Here is a 19,007-nt window from a genome sequence, read left to right as displayed (position 1 = left end):
TGATACGCCCACTGGCGCAACGCTAAACCGTTCTGCAGGAGCATGTGACGTGAAAGATCTTTACCTCGCCAGAACAATGGCCTGGCGAGGCAGAGGCAGCGCCCACATCATCACCGTTTAGCCTGGTGCTAGCGGGTGATCTTGACTCAGTCATGTTGGGCGGCGTCGCCTCGCCAGATGAGCTGACCACATTCACGCAGGTCATACCCTCCCAACGACTGTGCCAGCTGGATGCCATTGGGCGTGGACAGATAGTCCAGCAGGCCCTGGAAGAGGTCGCGGAAATAGACGTTGCGTGGCACGACCAGATCAAAGGCCTCTTCACAGACCGGCACGAATCCGAGACCGAATTCATTCGCGGCCGATAACGTCCCCGGCCCGACATCCACCTCCCCGCGCGCGACGAGTGATGCGACCTCTCGCTCCGAGTAGGCGATGGCGAGGGTGTTGAGCTGCTCCGGGCGCATCTGATGGCCGGACAGCCACTCCTGCAGGAAGCGCTGCGAACCGGCCCCCTCCTGACGCACTACCCAGCGCCGTTGAGACCCGAACAGGCCGCCGGGATTGATCGGCAGGTGGCGATCTTCCTGACGAATGATCAGCCCCTGGGTGCGCCGAGCCAGCCGGACCAATACCCACTGACGATAACCATCGTGCCCGCGGATCAAGGCCGGATGGCGAAGCGATGCTTCCTCGGCACGCCCCCAGTGGATGGCACAGACATCGGCTCGCCCCTGACTCAACAGATCCAGCCCCAGGCGTGTCCCGGTGACACTCATGCCATAGAAGGCACTGCCATCGTGCTGCTGGTTGAGTCGCATCGTCAGCGCTGCCAGCAAGGGGTCATCGCTACCGGTGATCATCAAGCGATCCGCCAGCACCCCATGATGGCTGGACTCCAGAATCCATTGCTCGACCAGGCGCCGCGGGAAAAGCCATTTGCCGGTGACCTTGGTGGCCGGCATGGTGCCCTCACTGGCCAGCTGATAGATCTTCTTTTCATTGAGGTGCAACAGTCGTGCGACCTCATGGACCGTCAGAAAGGGGTTGTCATGCATCGTCGCATCCCCGGAAACAGGCTGATTCATTGCTCGCCTCCAGAGCGAGACTTGCCGGCTTCACGAAGTTGATCACCGGCACGCAGCGGAGGGGTGGCGTCCAGTATCATCCGACCGGCAGGGTCCACCACCTGGAAGTGGCTGCCCTTGGCACGTGCGATCAACAGCACCCCGAAGCGGCTGGCCAGCTCAACGCCCTTCTGGGTCACCCCGGAGCGTGAGACCAGCACCGAAATGCCCGCCTGCGCCACCTTGAGCACCATCTCCGAGGTCAGACGCCCCGTGGTATAGAAGATATTGGCACCCCGGTAATCCGTCTCGTCCTCGCGCACAGGTGAAAGCCAGTTCAGGCCTGCCAGGGTATCGACGGCATTGTGGCGACCGACATCCTCGATGAATGCCAGCACCTCATCATCCCGACACAGCGCACAGCCATGTACCGCCCCCGCCTTGCGGTAGGTGGCATTGTGGGCCGCGAGAGATGCCAGCAGCTGATACAGCACACTCTGCTGAAAGGGGCGATCATCAAGCGCCTCCAGCGTCTGACGCTCCAGCAGATTGCCAAAGACGGTTCCCTGGCCGCAGCCGGTGGTGACGGTACGCTTGCTCAGTCGCTGCTCGATATCCTCCGGTAGATGGCGCGTCACCACCGAGGCGCTTTCCACCTCCCAGTCCACTTGCAGCGCCTCCAGGTCTTCGATATCTCCCAACAGGCCCTGATTGCGCAGATAGCCCGCCACCAGCGCCTCAGGCTCGGCCCCCAGCGTCATCAGAGTGACGATCTCACGCTTGTTGAGGTAGATCGTCAGCGCGCGCTCGGCGGCGATCGACTGCGTCTGGCGCTGGCCTCGCTCATCCATCACGACGATATCCAGCGTGGTGGGCAATCGAGCATTGCTGATGACCGGAGGCATGGAGGTTTTCATGGCGTCGGGGTCTCCCTCTTCGAGCCGAATTGATGCCGGAGGGTGCCGCCACACGGCGAACCTGCCATGCAGGTTGCGGCATGCGTCGTCACCCAGCGCTCAAAGAATACCAGTCAGGCCGAGAGGCTGTCCTGATCCGGCAGCCATTGCGATCTCGCGTCATGCAATTCTCGACGCATGCGGCACGCTTCTTGCTAAAACCGGTAGAGCGTCGCATGTTCGTGAACGTACGAGCCACGACGCTGATGCAGACTCGCCTTGGACCCGATACGCCGCCGACCTCGCCTCAGGTCACCCCCTGAACAACCTCCAGAACGCCCTCAAGAGATACGCCATGACCCAGCCACCCGACCCGTTGATGGACACGGCACTCGACGCCTCACGCGAGTCATCACGACCTGACGACACTCGCTGGCTGACCGTGACACTGGCCCCCTCGCAGCAGACTCTCGGCCGCTTCACTCTCGACACCTGGGTGATTTCCCGGATCGCGCCCGCGGATCACGGCGAGACCACGCCCCGGACGCCTGAACAGGCGGCGCAACCGGAGCCTCAACGCACTCTGCCCCTGCAGCTGCATCTCACCGAGCGCACCGACTATCGTTACAACCTGCGTTGCGAACAGCCGCGCCTGTTCGTCTTGTGTGAAGAGCGTGAAGCGGATGGCATGCAGCCAAGGGTCGTCACCGCCTGCCAGGAAGTGGCCTCGCATTGGCTGGATGGCGACCAGCTGGTACTGGATACCCCGATGCCTCCTGCCCTGATGGTCTGGCTGGAGGGCTATCTCGCCCGGCATGGTGAGCGCATCGACGAAGGCAAGAAGAAGAAGCGCAAGGGGGCGGGGCGCGCCAGTCAGACCGACACCGTGCGCCCGGACGCTGATGCTGCCAACAAGGAAGGGCCATGAGTCACTCCGACGACCGCGACAATACCTCGCAAGGCCTGTTGTCCCGCTGGTCACGCCGCAAGCAGCGCGCCGAAGCCTCACGGACGACCACGGACTCCCCCGATGCCGCCGCCGCTGGACTGGCGACGGTCGCTCGGCCCTCCACGGCCAATGACACCGCACCCACTGAGACCGCACCCACGGAAACAGAGGCCTGCGAGGCATCGGACGAGCCGGGCCATGCTCTGCACAGTGAGCGGCATGGCGAAGCGTCCGCTGAAGGCGGCAGTGAGACGACCGACGCCGAGGCCCTTGCACAGGAGGCAGATGAGCCCCCTCCCGTCGTGGAGCTGCCAGACCCCGACACCCTGCTGCCGGATGCGGATATCAGTGCCTACATGCAGGCAGGAGTGGACCCGGCGCTGCGACAACGCGCCCTGCGTCGCATCTTCATGGGAGGCGAGCACTCCCTGCGCGATGGCCTGGACGATTACGATCAGGATTTCTCCCAGATGCGTCCGCTCGCCGCAGGTGTGGCCGAGACACTGAGACGTTGGACCCGCGATGTCGAAGAGGGACTCGAGAAGCTGGAAGATGACGAGGCTGAGTGCGTAGCCACCAGCCACGGCTCGGAAGATCAGCCTCAAGATGAGGCGCCGGAGGCTGCACCCTCAACGGATGAGCAAGGCCTCGACTCACTGGATGAGACATCATCGGATCACGGCCCACAGACCCATCGCGAGCACGCGCAGGACCAGCACACTGATACTGATGCTGCCCTTGCGCATGACACGCATGCACGGCAAGGCGTATGGGACCAGACCGATGGCGTCACGGCTGACGGACATGGGCCCACCCACAGATCGCCCCAACCACCAGAATGACACGCCTACCCTCAGGCACTGAGACATTATGACCCAGCGCGAGCTCCGTTTTCGGCATGCGGGGTCATTCCCTTGCCTCTCACATGACTTCCACTCCCATGCGAGAGGCGCACTGCCTGCAAGAATCCGCTCAACAGAGGCAGGTATCGTCTAGCAAGAGAACGGCACTGCCTTCCGATACCTGACCGTCTACGCCCGATGCTCATCGCTGGCCCTTCAGTCCCTGACTATGCTGAAGCCAGTCGCAATGATGCCGCCAAGCGGATCATCCGGATGACATCAGACGCAAGACGTCGCTGGAAGCCCATGCACTTCCTTGAATGACCTTCGACCGCTGACCGGGCGCAAGCCTCGAGAATCAGCGGCGATCAGGAACCGTCCACCGCGCCACCTGACAGGCGCCAGGGGCGGAGCCGCCACGACCGAAATAAGGATGAGGATGCTCAGTTCAAGTCTCGAGAACGCCCAGCGCGCGCTCAACCAGCAAGCACGCCAACGCGCCCTGGCGGCAGTGCTCGGAGCCTCCCCCGCTTCCAGCCTGCCACTGCTGGCCAGTGATGCCGGCAGCGCCCCGATCCGCTATCGCAGCCAGGGCCGCACACTGCTGATCGGCAGCGAAGCGCGCCTGCGTGCCCTGTCCAGCCTGATGCTGGCACTGCCCGACACTCACTCCCTGTCACTGTCTCTGCTGATCAGCGAGCAGGACAACAGCGCTCTGGTATCCCTCGACGAGCGGCATATCACGACGAGCGAAGCACTGCCCTCCCATGCCAGCACCCGCGAGGCGCTCTCGCTGAGCGGCCATCTTGGCCATTTCACGCTGCTGTCTGGCGGGGTCAATCTGGCGCGCGCACTGTTGTCCACAGGTACCCGACAGGTCGAGACCTTCGACCTGATCGCCGATCTGGGTCACCAGCCCCTCAATCAGGCGGAACTTCCGCCGCCGGGCTATCTGCGTGCAGAGGATACGGTGCTGGGCGAGCTGGATCGTCTCGCAAGCGACGCCAGTCTTGTCGAGAGCGGCGATCAGATCACGAACCTGACCCATTGGGCGACAGAATTCGCCGGTCTGGTCGGCAGCTTCGACAAGCCCAATTACGTCAACGTCAATCTCGACATCTGTGCCCATTCAAGTGCGGGCAGCATCGGGTGTACACGTTGTCTTTCCTCCTGCAGCGCCGATGCCATCTTCTCCGTGGCGGGACGCCGCAACGCGCATATCGAGATCGACCCGTACCTCTGCCATGGTGCCGCCAGTTGCGTGAATGCCTGCCCGTCCGGCGCGCTGAGCTTTACCCAGCCGCCACTCGAACAGCGTCTCGAACAGATCCAGCGTCTGCTTGAACGCTATCAGGATGCAGGGGGCACGCAGCCGATACTGCGCTACCGCCTCGAGTCTGCCAGTGACCGTCACTCGCCGTTGGCACCTGAGGATCAGGAACGCTGCCTGGACATCGCACTGGATGAAATCAGCGCCACCGGGCACGACGAGTGGCTGGCCGCGCTGGCGCTGGGCGCCACCCAGGTCATCGTCGAACTGCCTCGGACACTGCCTGCCGGTCAGCACCAGCAACTCGAGCAGGAACAGCGTCTGTGCAATGCGTTGCTGGAGAGCATGCAACTGGCCACGGACACCCAGGGTTCCCCCCGTCTCGTGCTGATCACCGAGTCCGCCGTGCCGGCCTCGCCCATGACGCTCGTCAGTCCGCTCTGCATCGCGCTGGCGCCCGGTGCCGATCGCGAAGAGGACGGCCAGCCGGGCCTGCCGATCGCGCGTGACTGGCTGTTGGGTCAACCGGATGCCCGACCCGGCAAGCGTGAGCGCCTGAATCGTGTACTGGATCACCTGGCCACGCTGGCCGCCGCTGACCTGGCGCAGACCGCCGTCGAGGTACCTGCCGGTGCGCCCTTCGGCGCGATTCAGGTCGAAAGCGACGGCTGCACCCTGTGTCAGGCCTGTGTCGCGGTCTGCCCGACCAGCGCACTGTCCGCCAACCGCACCTCTCCGGCACTGTCCTTCACCGAGGGAGATTGCGTGCAATGTGGCCTGTGCGAGCAGTCATGCCCCGAGAGCGTCATCACTCTGACGCCGGGCTTTTCCGCACAACCAGAGGTGCGCCGTGAACCGCGCCTGCTCAAGCAGGACACGCCGTTCCCCTGCATCAGCTGCGGCACCCCATTCGGCTCCACCGCCACCATCACGGCGATGCAGACCAAGCTGGCCTCCCACGCCTATTTCCAGGGTGACGGTGCGCTGCGCCTCAAGATGTGCAGCGATTGCCGCGTGAAGGATATCTGGCACGAAATGGCCCGCAATCCCGATGCTCAACTCAAGGTCTGAGTCCATGCCTTCAAGTGATGACACTGATATGACACCTGATGATGGATCGTTGATCAGCCACAGTGCCGAGCAACAGGCACTGCGGGCCGATCTCTACCGCCTGCTGGCTCGCCTGCTGCGGGCAGCGCCCGATCAGCCACTCATCGACTTCCTGGCGGCGCTGGAGCCTGAGGCCATCACCATGCCCGGCGCGGATCAGCAGCAACTGCCCAGGGCGCTGGCCTCGCTGTCTCTCTCGGCGCGGGTCAGTGACCCTCGACGACTGGAGGATGAGTATTTCCAGGCTCTGGTCGGGGTCGTGCAGGGCGAAGTGGTGCCGTATGCCAGCTGGTACCTGACCGGCTCATTGATGGAAATGCCGCTGGTGGCACTGCGCCATGACCTCAAGCGCCTCGGTTTCGAGCGCGAAGCCGACGTTCGCGAGCCGGAGGACCACCTGGGGGCTTTATGCGAGGTCATGGCCATGCTGATCGAGGATCTGCCCGGCGAACAGGTCAACTTCTTCCGTCAGCATCTGGCGAACTGGGGTGAGCGTTGCTGTGCCGACCTTGCGCGTCGCAAGAGCCCTTTCTATGCCGCGGTTGGCTATCTTGGCCAGGCATTTCTGGCAGCCGAACGACGCAATCTCGGAGAGGCTCCCCAACCGACAGCCTCATTGGCGGACATCGCAAGCCAAGGCACCACTGGCTGGCAAGGCATACAACTTCCCCAATCGTGAGACCGACAGACACGCGCCGGACAGCACCCACAGCCCCGGCACACGCCATGGCCAGTGCTGGGGCTGATGCAAGACCCTGATGCAAGACCTGAAGCAAGACCGTGAGACACCCTTCAAGCGACAACGGATTCAGCGACGTTCGCCTTGAACATGACATGTCAGACAGGAGATCAGCATGAAGACTGATGACAACACGCAAGGCCAGGAACTGGCCCGTCAGGGCCGCCGCAAGTTCCTGAGGGTACTGGGAGCCAGCACCGTCGGGGCGGCAGCCGCTGGAACGCTGGCCGGGGCCGTCATCCCGGATCAGGCCGCGCCACAGGACGGCAAGACAGCAGACAGAGTGACCGACAACTATCGCGAGACGGATCACGTGAAGGCGTTCTACGCCACTCTGCGAGATTGACCTTCTGTCGGTCACGCCTCCACAGGGGAATCTGCCAGTGGCAACGCCGCCACTGCCAGATCCTCCGGGAGAGTACAGACTCGCCTGACGGCGTGACCGATCAGAGACACAAAGGGCAGCGTGGAGTTCACTCCAGCCGCCATTGACAGCGACAAGACGGCACAGGGGCTCGCTGGCGAATGCCAGAAGAGCCACCTGAAGAACCGCCACTCCCGACACGGCCACCTGACCCGCCCAAGCGGTGCATGTCGTGTATCGGGTGATGAGGAGAAAGATGTCATGCGACTGACCCCCACCCCCTCCAGCACGGAGAGTACGGGACTCGGCATCAACCGCCGCCAGTTCCTGAAGCGCAGCGGTGTTGCGACCGGCGGCCTTGCCGCGGCCAGCTTCATGGCCACCCCGATGATGAAGCGTGCCGAGGCCAAGACGGAAGTCTCTCAGGCACCTGTCGAGACCAAGCGCACGATCTGTTCCCACTGCTCCGTGGGCTGTGGCGTCTATGCCGAAGTCCAGGAAGGCGTCTGGACTAAGCAGGAACCCGCCTTCGATCACCCCTTCAACCGCGGCGCGCATTGTGCCAAGGGCGCCTCGCTGCGTGAGCATGGTCACTCTGATCGTCGTCTGAAGTATCCGATGAAGCTCGAAGGCGGCAAGTGGAAGAAGCTGTCCTGGGAGCAGGCCATCGAGGAAGTCGGCAACAAGGTACTGGAGCTGACCGAGCAGCATGGCCCGGACAGCATCTACTGGCTGGGCTCGGCCAAGTTCAGCAATGAACAGGCCTACCTGATGCGCAAGTTCGCAGCGCTGTTCGGCACCAACAATGTCGATCACCAGGCGCGTATCTGCCACTCCACCACCGTCGCCGGCGTCGCGAACACTTGGGGCTATGGCGCGATGACCAACTCGTTCAACGACATGCACAATTGTCGTTCGATCCTGTTCATCGGCTCCAACCCCTCCGAAGCCCATCCGGTGGCGATGCAACACATCCTGCTGGCCAAGGAGCGCTCCAACGCCGAGATCATCGTCGTCGATCCGCGCTTCACCCGCACGGCAGCAAAAGCCAACAAGTACGTTCGTCTGCGTCCGGGCACCGATGTTGCCTACATCTGGGGCCTGCTGTGGCACATTTTCGAGAACGGCTGGGAAGATGAGGCCTACATCCAGCAGCGCGTCTACGGCATGGACGAGGTACGCGCGGAAGTCGCCAACTTCCCGCCCGACGTGGTCGAGCGCATCACCGGTGTCGGTGAAGCCGACATGCTCGACGTCGCACGTCGACTGTCCCAGAACCGTCCGGGAAGTGTCGTGTGGTGCATGGGTGGCACGCAGCACACCACCGGCAACAACAATACCCGCGCCTACTGCATTCTGGAGCTGGCACTGGGCAACATCGGCAAGTCCGGTGGCGGCGCCAACATCTTCCGGGGCCACGACAACGTTCAGGGCGCCACGGATCTGGGCCTGATGTCCCACTCCCTGCCAGGTTACTACGGCCTCTCCGAAGGGGCGTGGAAGCATTGGGCCAAGGTATGGAACGTCGACTTCGACTGGATCCAGAACCGCTACGACCAGACCGAATACCACGACGGCAAGCCGATGCACACCAACGGCATCACCGTCTCGCGCTGGGTCGATGGCGTGCTTGAGGACCCGGATCGCATCTCCCAGCGCACCGCGCTCAAGGCGATGTTCTACTGGGGGCATGCCGTCAACTCCCAGACCCGTGGACCCGAGATGAAGAAGGCCATGGCCAAGCTGGACATGATGGTGGTGGTCGACCCCTACCCGACCATCGCCGCCGTCATGCACGACCGCACCGATGGCGTCTACCTGTTGCCGGCCGCGACCCAGTTCGAGACCACCGGCAGCGTGACCAACTCCAGTCGCTCCCTGCAGTGGCGTGATCAGGTCATCGAACCGATGTTCGATTCCAAGCCGGATCACGAGATCATGTACCTGCTGTCCCGCAAGCTGGGCTTTGCCGACGAGCTGTTCCGCAACATCAAGGTCGAGGGCAGCGTGCCGGTGGTCGAGGACATCACCCGCGAATTCAATGCCGGGATGTGGACCGTTGGCTATACCGCCCAGAGTCCCGAGCGCCTGAAGGCACATCAGAAGAACTGGCATACCTTCGACTTCGAGACACTCAAGGCACGGGGTGGTCCGGCAAATGGCGACTTCTACGGTCTGCCATGGCCGTGCTGGGGAACGCCGGAGATGGGCCATCCGGGCTCGCCCATCCTGTATGACACCTCCAAGACGGTGGCCGAAGGCGGTGGCAACTTCCGCGCCCGTTACGGCGTGGAACACAACGGCACCAATATCCTGGCCGAGGGCTCCTGGTCCAAGGGCGCCGAGATCGAGGATGGCTATCCGGAGTTCACCGACAAGCTGCTCAAGCAGCTGGGCTGGTGGGACGACCTGACGGCCAAGGAAAAGCAGGCGGCGGAAGGCAAGAACTGGAAGACCGATCTTTCCGGTGGCATCCAGCGCGTGTGCATCAAGCATGGCTGCATGCCGTACGGCAACGCCAAGGCACGTGCCCTGGTGTGGACCTTCCCGGACCCGATCCCCAAGCACCGCGAGCCGCTGTATACCGCGCGCCGTGACCTGGTGAAGGACTATCCGACCTGGCCGGATTCCGAATCCATCTATCGCTTGCCGACGCTCTACGCCTCCATTCAGGAGAAGGACGTCAGCGCCAAATACCCGATCACCCTGACCTCGGGCCGCCTGGTGGAATACGAAGGGGGTGGCGAAGAGACACGCTCCATCCCGTGGCTGGCCGAGCTGCAGCAGGAGATGTTCGTCGAGATCAATCCGGCGCTGGCCAATGACCAGGGCATCAAGGATGGCGACATGGTATGGGTCGAGGGTGCCGAAGGCGGCCGCGTGAAGGTCAAGGCGCTGGTCACCGAGCGAGTCGGGCCGGACGTGGTCTTCATGCCCTTCCACTTCGGGGGCCACTACGAGGGCGAGTCCCTGGAGTCACGCTACCCGGAAGGCACGGTGCCCTACGTGCTGGGTGAGTCCGCCAACACCGCGACGACCTATGGCTATGACCCCGTGACCCTGATGCAGGAAACCAAGGTCACGCTGTGCCGAGTCAGCCTCGCCTGAAGCGCGTCCCGACCCTGACTGTCGATCGCGTAAACGCCGAATCATCGAGCCAATCATATGTCGATGATCAGAAATATCCGGCCTGTCGTCTGAGCCACTCGACGACGGGCCGTGAAGGAGAAGCAAGATGGCCCAGATGAAATTCCTGTGTGATGCAGAGCGCTGCATCGAGTGCAATGGCTGCGTGACGGCCTGCAAGAACGCCAACGAGACGGAATGGGGCATTCAGCGTCGCCGTGTCGTGACCCTGGATGACGGCAAGCCGAGCGAAGTCTCCATCTCGGTGGCCTGCATGCACTGTGACGACGCGCCCTGCATGGCGGTCTGCCCCACCGACTGCTTCTACAAGACCGATGACGGCATCGTCCTGCACGACAAGGATATCTGCATCGGTTGCGGGTACTGCCTGTATGCCTGCCCGTTCGGCGCACCACAGTTCCCGCAGCAAGGTGCCTTCGGCGAGCGCGGCAAGATGGACAAGTGCACCTTCTGTGCCGGCGGCCCGGCCGAGAGCCCGGAAGAAGAGTTCGAGAAGTACGGTGCCAACCGCATCAGCGAAGGCAAGCTGCCGCTGTGTGCCGAGATGTGCTCCACCAAGGCCCTGCTGGCCGGTGACGCCGAGACCGTCTCCGACATCTTCCGTCAGCGCGTGGTCTATCGCGGTCACGAGGATGGTGCCTGGTCGCCGGTCGACAAGGCCAGCCACCCGGAAACCTCGGCCAACCTGACCACCAGCAGCGTTCAGCAGGCGGATCACCTGGCCTACGACGCAGCCCGCAAGGGGTAAGGAGGCGACATGCGCGCGCACTTCACAGCTTCACGGTTGACCGTCGTCGCCATGTTCCTGTGTCTGATGCTGGCCAGCCTCTGGCTGGCCCCTCAGGCGCTGGCCGCGAATCCTGACGGCGAGATCGGTCAGGCGGTCGGCACGGTGAATGCCGACACCTGGCGTCAGGTGAAAGATGGGGAAAATTCCATCGACAGTCGCCATGACTCCAACTACAGCCTGATCAACCAGAGCGGCGAGACCTGGCGCCAGATCCGCAACCGCTGGATCTCACCGGGTGGCCTGATCGCTCTGGGCGGTATGCTGGCCGTGCTGGCGATCTTCTATCTGCTGGTGGGGCGCAACGATCTGGACCACCCCCGCTCAGGCAAGTTGATGCTGCGCTGGACGGCACTGGAACGTGCCATGCACTGGACACTGGCCACACTGTTCCTCACGTTGGCCATCACCGGCATCAATCTGTTGTGGGGCAAGTTCGTGTTCCGCAATGTCTTCGGGGATGTGTTCTGGGCCAACATGATCATGGCGACCAAGGTGATCCACAACTATGTGGGGCCGTTGTTCTCGATCATGCTGATTCTGGTGCTGGCCAAGTGGCTGAAGCTCAACCTTCCCAAGAAGCATGACCTTGAATGGTTCCGCCAGGGCGGCGGCATGATGAAGGGCAAGCACCCGGATGCCGGCTTCGCCAATGGCGGGGAAAAGGCCTGGTACTGGATTCTGGCGACAGTCGGCCTGGTGGTGATTGCCAGCGGCCTGGTGCTCGACTTCCCGATATTCGGTCAGACCCGTGACAACATGCAGTGGGCCAATGTCTTCCACGGAGTTGCCTCATTGATGCTGATCGCGGTGTCCTTCGGCCACATCTACATCGGTACCGCCGGCACGGAAGGTGCCTTCGAGGGCATGAAGACCGGTTACGTCGATGAAACCTGGGCCAAGCAACACCACAATCTGTGGTATGACGAGGTCAAGCAGGCCGAGGCGGCGGACCCGGCATCAGACCCCGCCACGGCACCTGACGACAGCCTGGCGCGTCAGCAACGCCCGAATTAGTCCGAGGCCAGACATCCGCTGGATGAGTGATGATTCGCCCGGTCAGGTTCGCCTGCCGGGCGTTTTGCATTGATATCGCCTCTCCCTGCCCGTCGCCCGGCCTCTCGCACCGGTTCACAGCCCTGCATTAGTTGCGTAAAGTTTCAGGTATCTGGCCTGGTCTCACCAGGCCCCCTCTACCATGAAGGCCTGCGCCATGCCGCGCCTTCTCAGGAGATTTCCATGAGCGACCCGACCCCCCAGACCGTCCAGGACCTGAACCAGCTGGACGAGCAGACCCGCACCGAGCTGGAAGCGGCCGCTTTCCGCCGTCTGCTCAAGCACCTGGATGACAACAAGGATGTCCAGAACATCGATCTGATGATCCTCGCCGACTTCTGCCGCAACTGCCTGTCCAAGTGGCTGATGGCCGCCGGCGAGGAACGCGGCGTTAGCTTCGATTATGACGCGGCGCGCGAGCACGTCTACGGCATGCCCTATTCCGAGTGGAAGACACATCACCAGGCCAAGGCGACCCCTGAGCAACTCGCAGCGCTCGAGGCTCGTCAACAAGGCAAGAAGGACTGATCATGAGCGGCAATGACGAACAGATCGGCCTCACCATCGCGGTATTGACCGTCTCCGACACGCGCACCGAGGACACTGATCGCTCCGGTGACGCCCTGGTCGAGAGCCTGACGGCAGCCGGCCATACCCTGCATGAAAAACGTATCGTCCCCGATGACATCTATCAGTTGCGCGCCGTGGTCAGCGAGTGGATCGCGGACCCGGCCGTGCAGGTCATCCTGACCACCGGCGGCACAGGCTTCACCGGACGTGATTCCACACCGGAAGCCATCCGCGTGCTGCTCGACAAGGAAATCCAGGGCTTCGGCGAGCTGTTCCGTCAGCTTTCCCATCAGGAAATCGGCAGCTCCACGATCCAGAGCCGCTGTCTTGGAGGGCTGGCCAACCGTACCGTGGTGTTCTGCCTGCCCGGCTCCACCGGGGCCTGCAGGACAGCCTGGAACGGCATCCTCAAGGAGCAGCTCGACAGCCGTCACCGTCCCTGCAACTTCGCCAATCTGGTGATCCCGGAGCGCGGAACCCATGCCCACTGACTCCTCTTCTGCACAAGAGGCATCCCGGACGGGTCAGGCAACGACCGCCTGCGGCTGCGATAGCGTGCCGGTTGGCGCCAAGGGCCTGGCCCCTCTTTCCAGTGCCTTATCCGCATTGCGCGAATGCTGTCCGGTAATGCCGGTAGAGCAAGTCTCTGTCAGCAAGGCCGCGGGGCGTGTCCTCGCTGAAGACGTCTACGCCGAACTGGACGTTCCTCCTGCCGACAACTCACAGATGGATGGCTACTGTGCAAGAGTGGCGGATATCGGTGATGGCGCCTGGCTACCAACCAGCCAGCGCATCGCGGCAGGCCAGCCCACCTCGCCACTCGCCTCGGCAAGTTGTGCACGGCTGTTCACCGGGGCGGAAATCCCCGAAGGCGCCGACGTTGTGGTCATGCAGGAAGAAGTGACACTGCGTGAGAACGAAGATGGCACCACGGAAGCCTGGCTGCCCGGCCCACGGATTCCCGGCGACAATATCCGCCGACAGGGACGCGACGTCACTCGTGGCACTCGGCTGATCGCCGCTGGCACTCGACTGGATGCCGCGATGCTGGGCCTGCTCTGTGGTCAAGGATTGAGCAGGGTCTCGGTGCGGCGCAAGGTACGAGTGGCTCTGTTTGCAACTGGCGATGAGCTGATCGAACCGGGACAGCCCCTCGAACCGGGGCAGATCTACAACTCCAATCGCGTGATGCTCAGCCAGATGCTCAGCGACTTCGGGGCTGACGTGGTGCTTGCGCCACTCAATGTGGCCGATACCTTCGAGGCCACTCGCGATGCTCTTGCGACAGCGGCAGAACAGGCCGACTTGATCGTCACCTGTGGCGGGGTCAGCGTCGGAGAGGAAGATCACGTCCGCCCTGCCATCGAGGCGCTCGGCAGCCTGGATCTCTGGCGCCTGGCCATCAAACCGGGCAAGCCACTGGCGCTGGGGCGCATCCTCAACACGCAAGGCGACTCGGTGCGTGTGGTGGGGCTACCTGGCAACCCGGTGTCGAGCTGGGTCGGTGGCTGGCTGTTTCTTCGCCCCATACTGGGCGAGATGCTCGACTGTGACGCACTGCGGACCCTGAGAAGCCTCCGGGTACGCTCCGCCTTCTCGGCCAACACCGCCATCCGTCAGGACCATCTGCGTGTCACGCTGACTCCAGCCGATGATGGCCAGCTTGAGGCTCACGCCTTCCCGGACCAGAACTCAGCCGTGCTCTCCTCATGCGTCGGCGCTGAGGCATTGGCCGTGATCCCTCCCCACGCACAGATAAGCCCCGGCGACAGTGTGGAATGTCTATGGCTGGAGAGTTGAGTGATTTCCGCTACTGACCGGCATCCCCACCTCCTCTGACGCTGGAATGCGACAACCGAGTGACCCTCCAGCGTCATCTTGACCTTCCCTCTGAGTCCGGCACACTGACTGCTTTTATTCGTCAGCGTTCTGGCCTGCCAACCGCAGGCCAGAACGCTGGAATGTTCCGGACTCTTGAGCAAGGACATCTCAATGCCAGCCAATTCCTCGTCGCCTCGTGCGTTGTTGCGCCCACTCACCATGGCTGTGCTGCTTGCCACCGCTTCGTCATCCCTCCCGGCCTTGGCCAATGACAATGAAACGGCACCAGCCCCGGGAACATCCGTCACCGAATGGAGCTACTCGAGTGAGTCGGGCGACAGCGCCAATGGACCGGAACACTGGGGAGACCTCACCCCCGGCTACGCGGAATGCGCCAGTGGTGCCCGGCAATCACCGATCGACATCGACAGTCAGTCACGCCCTCTGGAGGAAACAGGGCCGAAGCTCGACTACCACTCGCCGCTGCTCGTCACTCGGGACACGGGGCACACCTTGCAGATCGAAGGGGCCAGCGGAAACACGATGACACTGGATGGCACCCCCTACACTCTGTCACAGGTGCATCTGCATGTGCCCTCGGAACACGCGATCGATGGCAAGCGCGCTGCCATGGAAATCCATTTGGTGCACACCACTCCAGAAGGCAAGTTGGCAGTGCTGGCCGTGTTGGTCGAGGAAGGACATGACAACCTGGCGCTCAGCCGTCTGTTGAGCCGTCTTCCACAGCGAGGACTCTCCGAGACTCTGACAAGCGGACTGTCGGCCAACCTGCTACTGCCACGCGAGCATGCTGGCTGGCAATACTCCGGCTCGCTGACCACTCCGCCATGTTCAGAACCCGTTACCTGGTTTGTGATGAAATCACCGATCGAAGCCTCTCGGTCACAGATCGATGCCTACCTGGAGTGGCAAGGAGGGAAGAATTCTCGCCCTCTCCAACGCTGATCAGCACAGGCAAGCAAACCTAGTTGGCAACCAAGCAACTCGCCTACCAGCTATACGTCACTGATATGCGCTTGCATACCCACCTGGCCATATACTGTCACTTATGAAAAATCGTCTGGCGCAATGCCAGCATGTCCGGCCACAACCGCGCGAAGCTGTCCTCAAGCATCGCGCGGTTATCCGCCAGCCACGGCGTCATGTCCGCCAGCGGATTGGCGCCTGCTTCCAGATCCCCCATCTTGTGCGTACGCCTTCCGCTTCGCGTATCACTTTGCCTTCGTGAATCACTTTGCTGGCGAGGATCACTTGTCTGGCGTAACCGGCGTCTGGCCGTCATGCGCTCGCCGATGCTGGCAATGGTCGAGAGCGTGAACTCCAGCTCCTGATAGCGCCTGAGCGCATCGCGCACCTGAATCCACTCGATGAGGCTCGTCAGGCGTGACGGCACCTCCTCACGCGCCAACAGGCGATAGAGGCGCTCGATATCGTCATCGTGCATCTCACCAGCCAGCAGGTGATCCCACATCATGTCAAAGGCGATGCCGGCCACACGACGTGACGCGGGCGGTACCTGAGTCAACAGCCAGCGAGTCTCGGGATGGGCATCGATCACCGCATCACAGCGGCGATGGAAACGGATGCCGGCTTCTATCTCAGGCGACCAGCCGCTCAGATCACTGCCGCGCACGCCGTCGGCAATCAGGTTGCCAAACAGGAAGTTATCGCTGCCCGCCAGACTCAGGTGCGCATGACCGAGAAAGTTCAAGTTGCTAGACTCCTGATATCATTACCCATTATTCAATATCCCCGTCCTCTTCTGACTATCGAGACCTCTGATGCCATCTGCGTCCATGCCTGCCAAGGCGCCCATCGTGCGCGATATCGTCCTGATCGGCGGGGGACATAGCCATGTTGGCGTGTTGATGCGTTTCGCCATGCAGCCTGAGCCTGGCGTACGCCTCACCGTCATCTGTCGCGACACCGACACGCCCTACTCCGGCATGCTACCCGGTTACGTGGCGGGGCATTACACCTTTGATGATGTGCATATCGACCTGCGTCGGCTGTGTCAGTTCGCCGGCGCACGCTTCTATCGGGATCAGGTGATCGATATCGACCGCGGCCAGCGCCGCGTGATCTGCGCCGAGCGCCCGGCGGTGGACTATGACCTGCTGTCGATCAATATCGGCTCCACGCCTCGCCTGTCCCACATCGACGGTATCGGTGATCCCGAAGCGACTGATGCCCCCGTGGTGGCGGTCAAACCGATCAGCACCTTCCAGCAACGCTGGCTGAGACTGCTTGAGCGCGCCAGAAGCGCCGAGCGGCCTCTCGACATCGTGCTGGTCGGCGGCGGTGCCGGCGGGGTCGAGCTGCTGCTGGCCATCCAGCAGCGCCTCGCCGCCGAGTTGCCCGCTGCGCTCGCGCCGAACCTGACGCTGATCACCCGCGGACAGCGCCTGTTGCCGACGCATTCTCCTGAGGTCAGCGCTGCACTCGCCACCACCTTGCATGAACGCGGTATCCGGGTGCATTTCGGTGAGGAGATCACCGCTGTCGACGCTTCCAGGGCGTCGTCCCAGCGCCAGCTGATCAGTGCCAGCGGCAGTCGCCATCCGGCCGACGAGGCCATCTGGGTGACACGCGCCGGGGGGGCACGCTGGCTGGAGAAGACAGGACTGAGCCTGGATGAGGATGGCTTTCTCAAGGTGCGCGATACCCTGCAGACGCTCGAGGATGATGCCATCTTCGCCGCGGGCGATATCGCGCATCAGGTCAATCATCCGCGTGAAAAGGCCGGCGTATTCGCCGTGCGCCAATCACGGCCGCTGGCTGACAACCTGCGCCGCGCCGTGCGCGGAGAGTCACTACATCCCTATATTCCACAGTCCCGCTGGCTGGCCCTGATCAGCACCGGGGATCGTGATGCCATTGCCTCACGCGGCAATCTTGGGCTGGTGTCGCCGTGCCTGCGTCCGTGGCTGTGGCGCTGGAAGGACCATATCGACCGCCAGTTCATGGCACGCTTCAATGAACTGCCCAGCATGCAGGACGCCGCGGACACCGGCGGCCTGTCAGGATTGCAACAGCGCATCAGCGCTGCCTGGCAGGCGCTCAAGGGCGGCGATGGCAGGCTCCACCCGCGCCTGACCGCCGAGCTGGATGAGCAGGAAGCGCATCAGGCCCTGTCCGCACTGGCAATGCGCTGTGGCGGCTGTGGCGCCAAGGTCGGTGCCAGCGTGCTGTCGCGAGCGCTGCAGAGCCTTGCCCCACGAGAGAACCCGGACGTGCTGGTCGGGCTGCATGCCCCGGATGATGCCGCCATCGTGCGAGTGCCCGAGGGTCAGGCACTGGTACACAGCGTCGACTTCTTCCGCGCCTTCATCGATGACCCTTACCTGTTCGGGCGCATCGCCGCCAATCACGCCCTGGGCGATCTCTACGCCATGGGCGCGACGCCCCACACCGCTACCGCCGTCGCCACGGTGCCGCAGGGGATCGAGCGCAAGGTCGAACCGCTGGTGCGCGAGCTGATGCAAGGCGCCACCGAGGTGCTCAACGAGGCAGGCTGTACACTGGTCGGCGGACATACCGGCGAGGGGCAGGAACTGGCGCTGGGCTTCGCCCTCAATGGCTTGGTGGAGGAGAGTCTGGCCGGCGTCACCTGCAAGGGCGGCATGCAGCCAGGCGAGGTGCTGATCCTCACCAAGGCCATCGGCACCGGCACCCTGCTGGCAGCGCACGCACGCCTGGAAGCGCGAGGCCGCTGGATCGACGCCGCACTGGACAGCATGCAGCAATCCAGTCAGCAGGCAGCGAATATCCTGCGCGCCCATCAGGCGAGCGCCTCCACCGATGTCACCGGCTTCGGCCTGCTCGGCCACCTTGTGGAGATGACCCGCGCCAGCGGCGTGGATGCCGAACTCGAGATCGACGCCCTGCCGATACTGGACGGCGCCGAGGACTGCGTCGCCCGCGGGGTGGTCAGCTCACTGCAACCGGCCAACCTGCGTCTCAAGCGGGCCCTGAAGGATCAGGCCAGCGTCATCGATCATCCGCGTTATCCGCTGCTGTTCGATCCACAGACCGCCGGCGGCCTGCTGGCCAGTGTGCCGGCCGGTGAGGCCGAGTCCTGCCTGGCCGCGCTCAAGGCCGCCGGCTATCACGCCAGCGCCATCATCGGGCGCATCCTGCCACAGGGTGATGCGCTGGCGCCGATCAGCATCAAGCGCTGAACGCGGCGAGACAACTCACCGACGACGTCAGCCGCCCCCTTGCCGCCGGTCTTTTGCCCCCCACGACAAGACGCCCGTCAGATCTCTCTGGCGGGCGTCTTGATCTCTGTAGCACACAAGCCCGAGGGCTAGCTCACTTCGGCCATCTCACCTTCGACTGGCTCCGTTCGGCCATCTCGGTTCGACC

Annotated in this window: 16 protein-coding genes; 13 read left to right on the top strand and 3 right to left on the bottom strand. The window is 63.1% G+C overall.

Annotated elements, in window-relative coordinates:
- Positions 1–146: 146 nt before the first annotated feature.
- Positions 147–1,088 (bottom strand): substrate-binding domain-containing protein, encoded by a 942-nt coding sequence (locus tag AC26AR_RS07485; RefSeq protein ID WP_254696481.1) that lies wholly within the window; start codon positions 1,086–1,088, stop codon positions 147–149.
- Positions 1,085–1,984, bottom strand: a complete 900-nt coding sequence (locus tag AC26AR_RS07480) for a formate dehydrogenase accessory sulfurtransferase FdhD (protein WP_404625479.1) — start codon at positions 1,982–1,984, stop codon at positions 1,085–1,087. The genes AC26AR_RS07485 and AC26AR_RS07480 overlap by 4 nt, the downstream gene beginning before the upstream one ends.
- A gap of 334 nt (positions 1,985–2,318) precedes the next feature.
- On the opposite strand from AC26AR_RS07480, the gene AC26AR_RS07475 reads away from it, so the two are divergent.
- From AC26AR_RS07475 to AC26AR_RS07420, 12 genes are all read left to right on the top strand, one after another.
- A complete protein-coding gene (locus tag AC26AR_RS07475) occupies positions 2,319–2,891 on the top strand; it encodes a DUF3305 domain-containing protein (protein WP_289863491.1) in 573 nt (190 codons plus the stop codon).
- The gene (locus tag AC26AR_RS07470; protein WP_404625478.1) at positions 2,888–3,754 is read left to right on the top strand and encodes a DUF3306 domain-containing protein; all 867 of its coding nucleotides are present in this window, start codon (positions 2,888–2,890) and stop codon (positions 3,752–3,754) included. Before AC26AR_RS07475 ends, AC26AR_RS07470 begins: the two co-directional genes overlap by 4 nt.
- Before the next feature lie 439 nt (positions 3,755–4,193).
- Positions 4,194–6,095 carry a 4Fe-4S dicluster domain-containing protein gene (locus tag AC26AR_RS07465; RefSeq protein ID WP_479398692.1) on the top strand — a complete coding sequence of 634 codons (1,902 nt, stop codon included), beginning with the start codon at positions 4,194–4,196 and terminating at the stop codon, positions 6,093–6,095.
- Positions 6,096–6,123: 28 nt separating this feature from the next.
- The gene (locus tag AC26AR_RS07460) at positions 6,124–6,813 is read left to right on the top strand and encodes a TorD/DmsD family molecular chaperone (RefSeq protein ID WP_479398690.1); all 690 of its coding nucleotides are present in this window, start codon (positions 6,124–6,126) and stop codon (positions 6,811–6,813) included.
- A 175-nt stretch (positions 6,814–6,988) separates the two neighbouring features.
- Positions 6,989–7,219, top strand: a complete 231-nt coding sequence (locus tag AC26AR_RS07455; RefSeq protein WP_077376618.1) for a hypothetical protein — start codon at positions 6,989–6,991, stop codon at positions 7,217–7,219.
- Between the two features lie 279 nt (positions 7,220–7,498).
- Positions 7,499–10,345 (top strand): molybdopterin-dependent oxidoreductase, encoded by a 2,847-nt coding sequence (locus AC26AR_RS07450; RefSeq protein WP_479398689.1) that lies wholly within the window; start codon positions 7,499–7,501, stop codon positions 10,343–10,345.
- Between the two features lie 127 nt (positions 10,346–10,472).
- Positions 10,473–11,132, top strand: coding sequence for a formate dehydrogenase FDH3 subunit beta (gene fdh3B, locus AC26AR_RS07445; RefSeq protein ID WP_084208727.1), 660 nt, complete (start codon positions 10,473–10,475; stop codon positions 11,130–11,132).
- Positions 11,133–11,141: 9 nt separating this feature from the next.
- Positions 11,142–12,188, top strand: coding sequence for a formate dehydrogenase subunit gamma (locus tag AC26AR_RS07440; RefSeq protein WP_077376626.1), 1,047 nt, complete (start codon positions 11,142–11,144; stop codon positions 12,186–12,188).
- Positions 12,189–12,410: 222 nt separating this feature from the next.
- Positions 12,411–12,755: a DUF1244 domain-containing protein gene (locus AC26AR_RS07435; RefSeq protein WP_077376629.1), complete on the top strand. Its 345-nt coding sequence runs from the start codon at positions 12,411–12,413 to the stop codon at positions 12,753–12,755.
- Between the two features lie 2 nt (positions 12,756–12,757).
- Positions 12,758–13,288 (top strand): molybdenum cofactor biosynthesis protein B, encoded by a 531-nt coding sequence (moaB, locus tag AC26AR_RS07430; protein WP_176503274.1) that lies wholly within the window; start codon positions 12,758–12,760, stop codon positions 13,286–13,288.
- Positions 13,278–14,597 (top strand): molybdopterin molybdotransferase MoeA, encoded by a 1,320-nt coding sequence (locus AC26AR_RS07425; RefSeq protein ID WP_417285902.1) that lies wholly within the window; start codon positions 13,278–13,280, stop codon positions 14,595–14,597. The genes moaB and AC26AR_RS07425 overlap by 11 nt, the downstream gene beginning before the upstream one ends.
- A 192-nt stretch (positions 14,598–14,789) precedes the next feature.
- Positions 14,790–15,584, top strand: a complete 795-nt coding sequence (locus AC26AR_RS07420; protein WP_077376638.1) for a carbonic anhydrase — start codon at positions 14,790–14,792, stop codon at positions 15,582–15,584.
- A gap of 97 nt (positions 15,585–15,681) precedes the next feature.
- On the opposite strand, the gene AC26AR_RS07415 is transcribed toward AC26AR_RS07420, so the two are convergent.
- Complete coding sequence (locus tag AC26AR_RS07415) at positions 15,682–16,350, bottom strand: ACP phosphodiesterase (protein WP_417285904.1); 669 nt, start codon at positions 16,348–16,350, stop codon at positions 15,682–15,684.
- Positions 16,351–16,420: 70 nt separating this feature from the next.
- Here AC26AR_RS07415 and selD point away from each other — a divergent pair, with 70 nt between their 5' ends.
- Positions 16,421–18,820 carry a selenide, water dikinase SelD gene (gene selD, locus AC26AR_RS07410; protein ID WP_417285905.1) on the top strand — a complete coding sequence of 800 codons (2,400 nt, stop codon included), beginning with the start codon at positions 16,421–16,423 and terminating at the stop codon, positions 18,818–18,820.
- The last annotated feature ends 187 nt before the right edge of the window (positions 18,821–19,007 follow it).

This window comes from Cobetia sp. PS-4MA (assembly GCF_057670765.1).
Note: the sequence above shows the minus strand (reverse complement) of the source record. Positions and strands in the feature narration are given on the sequence as shown.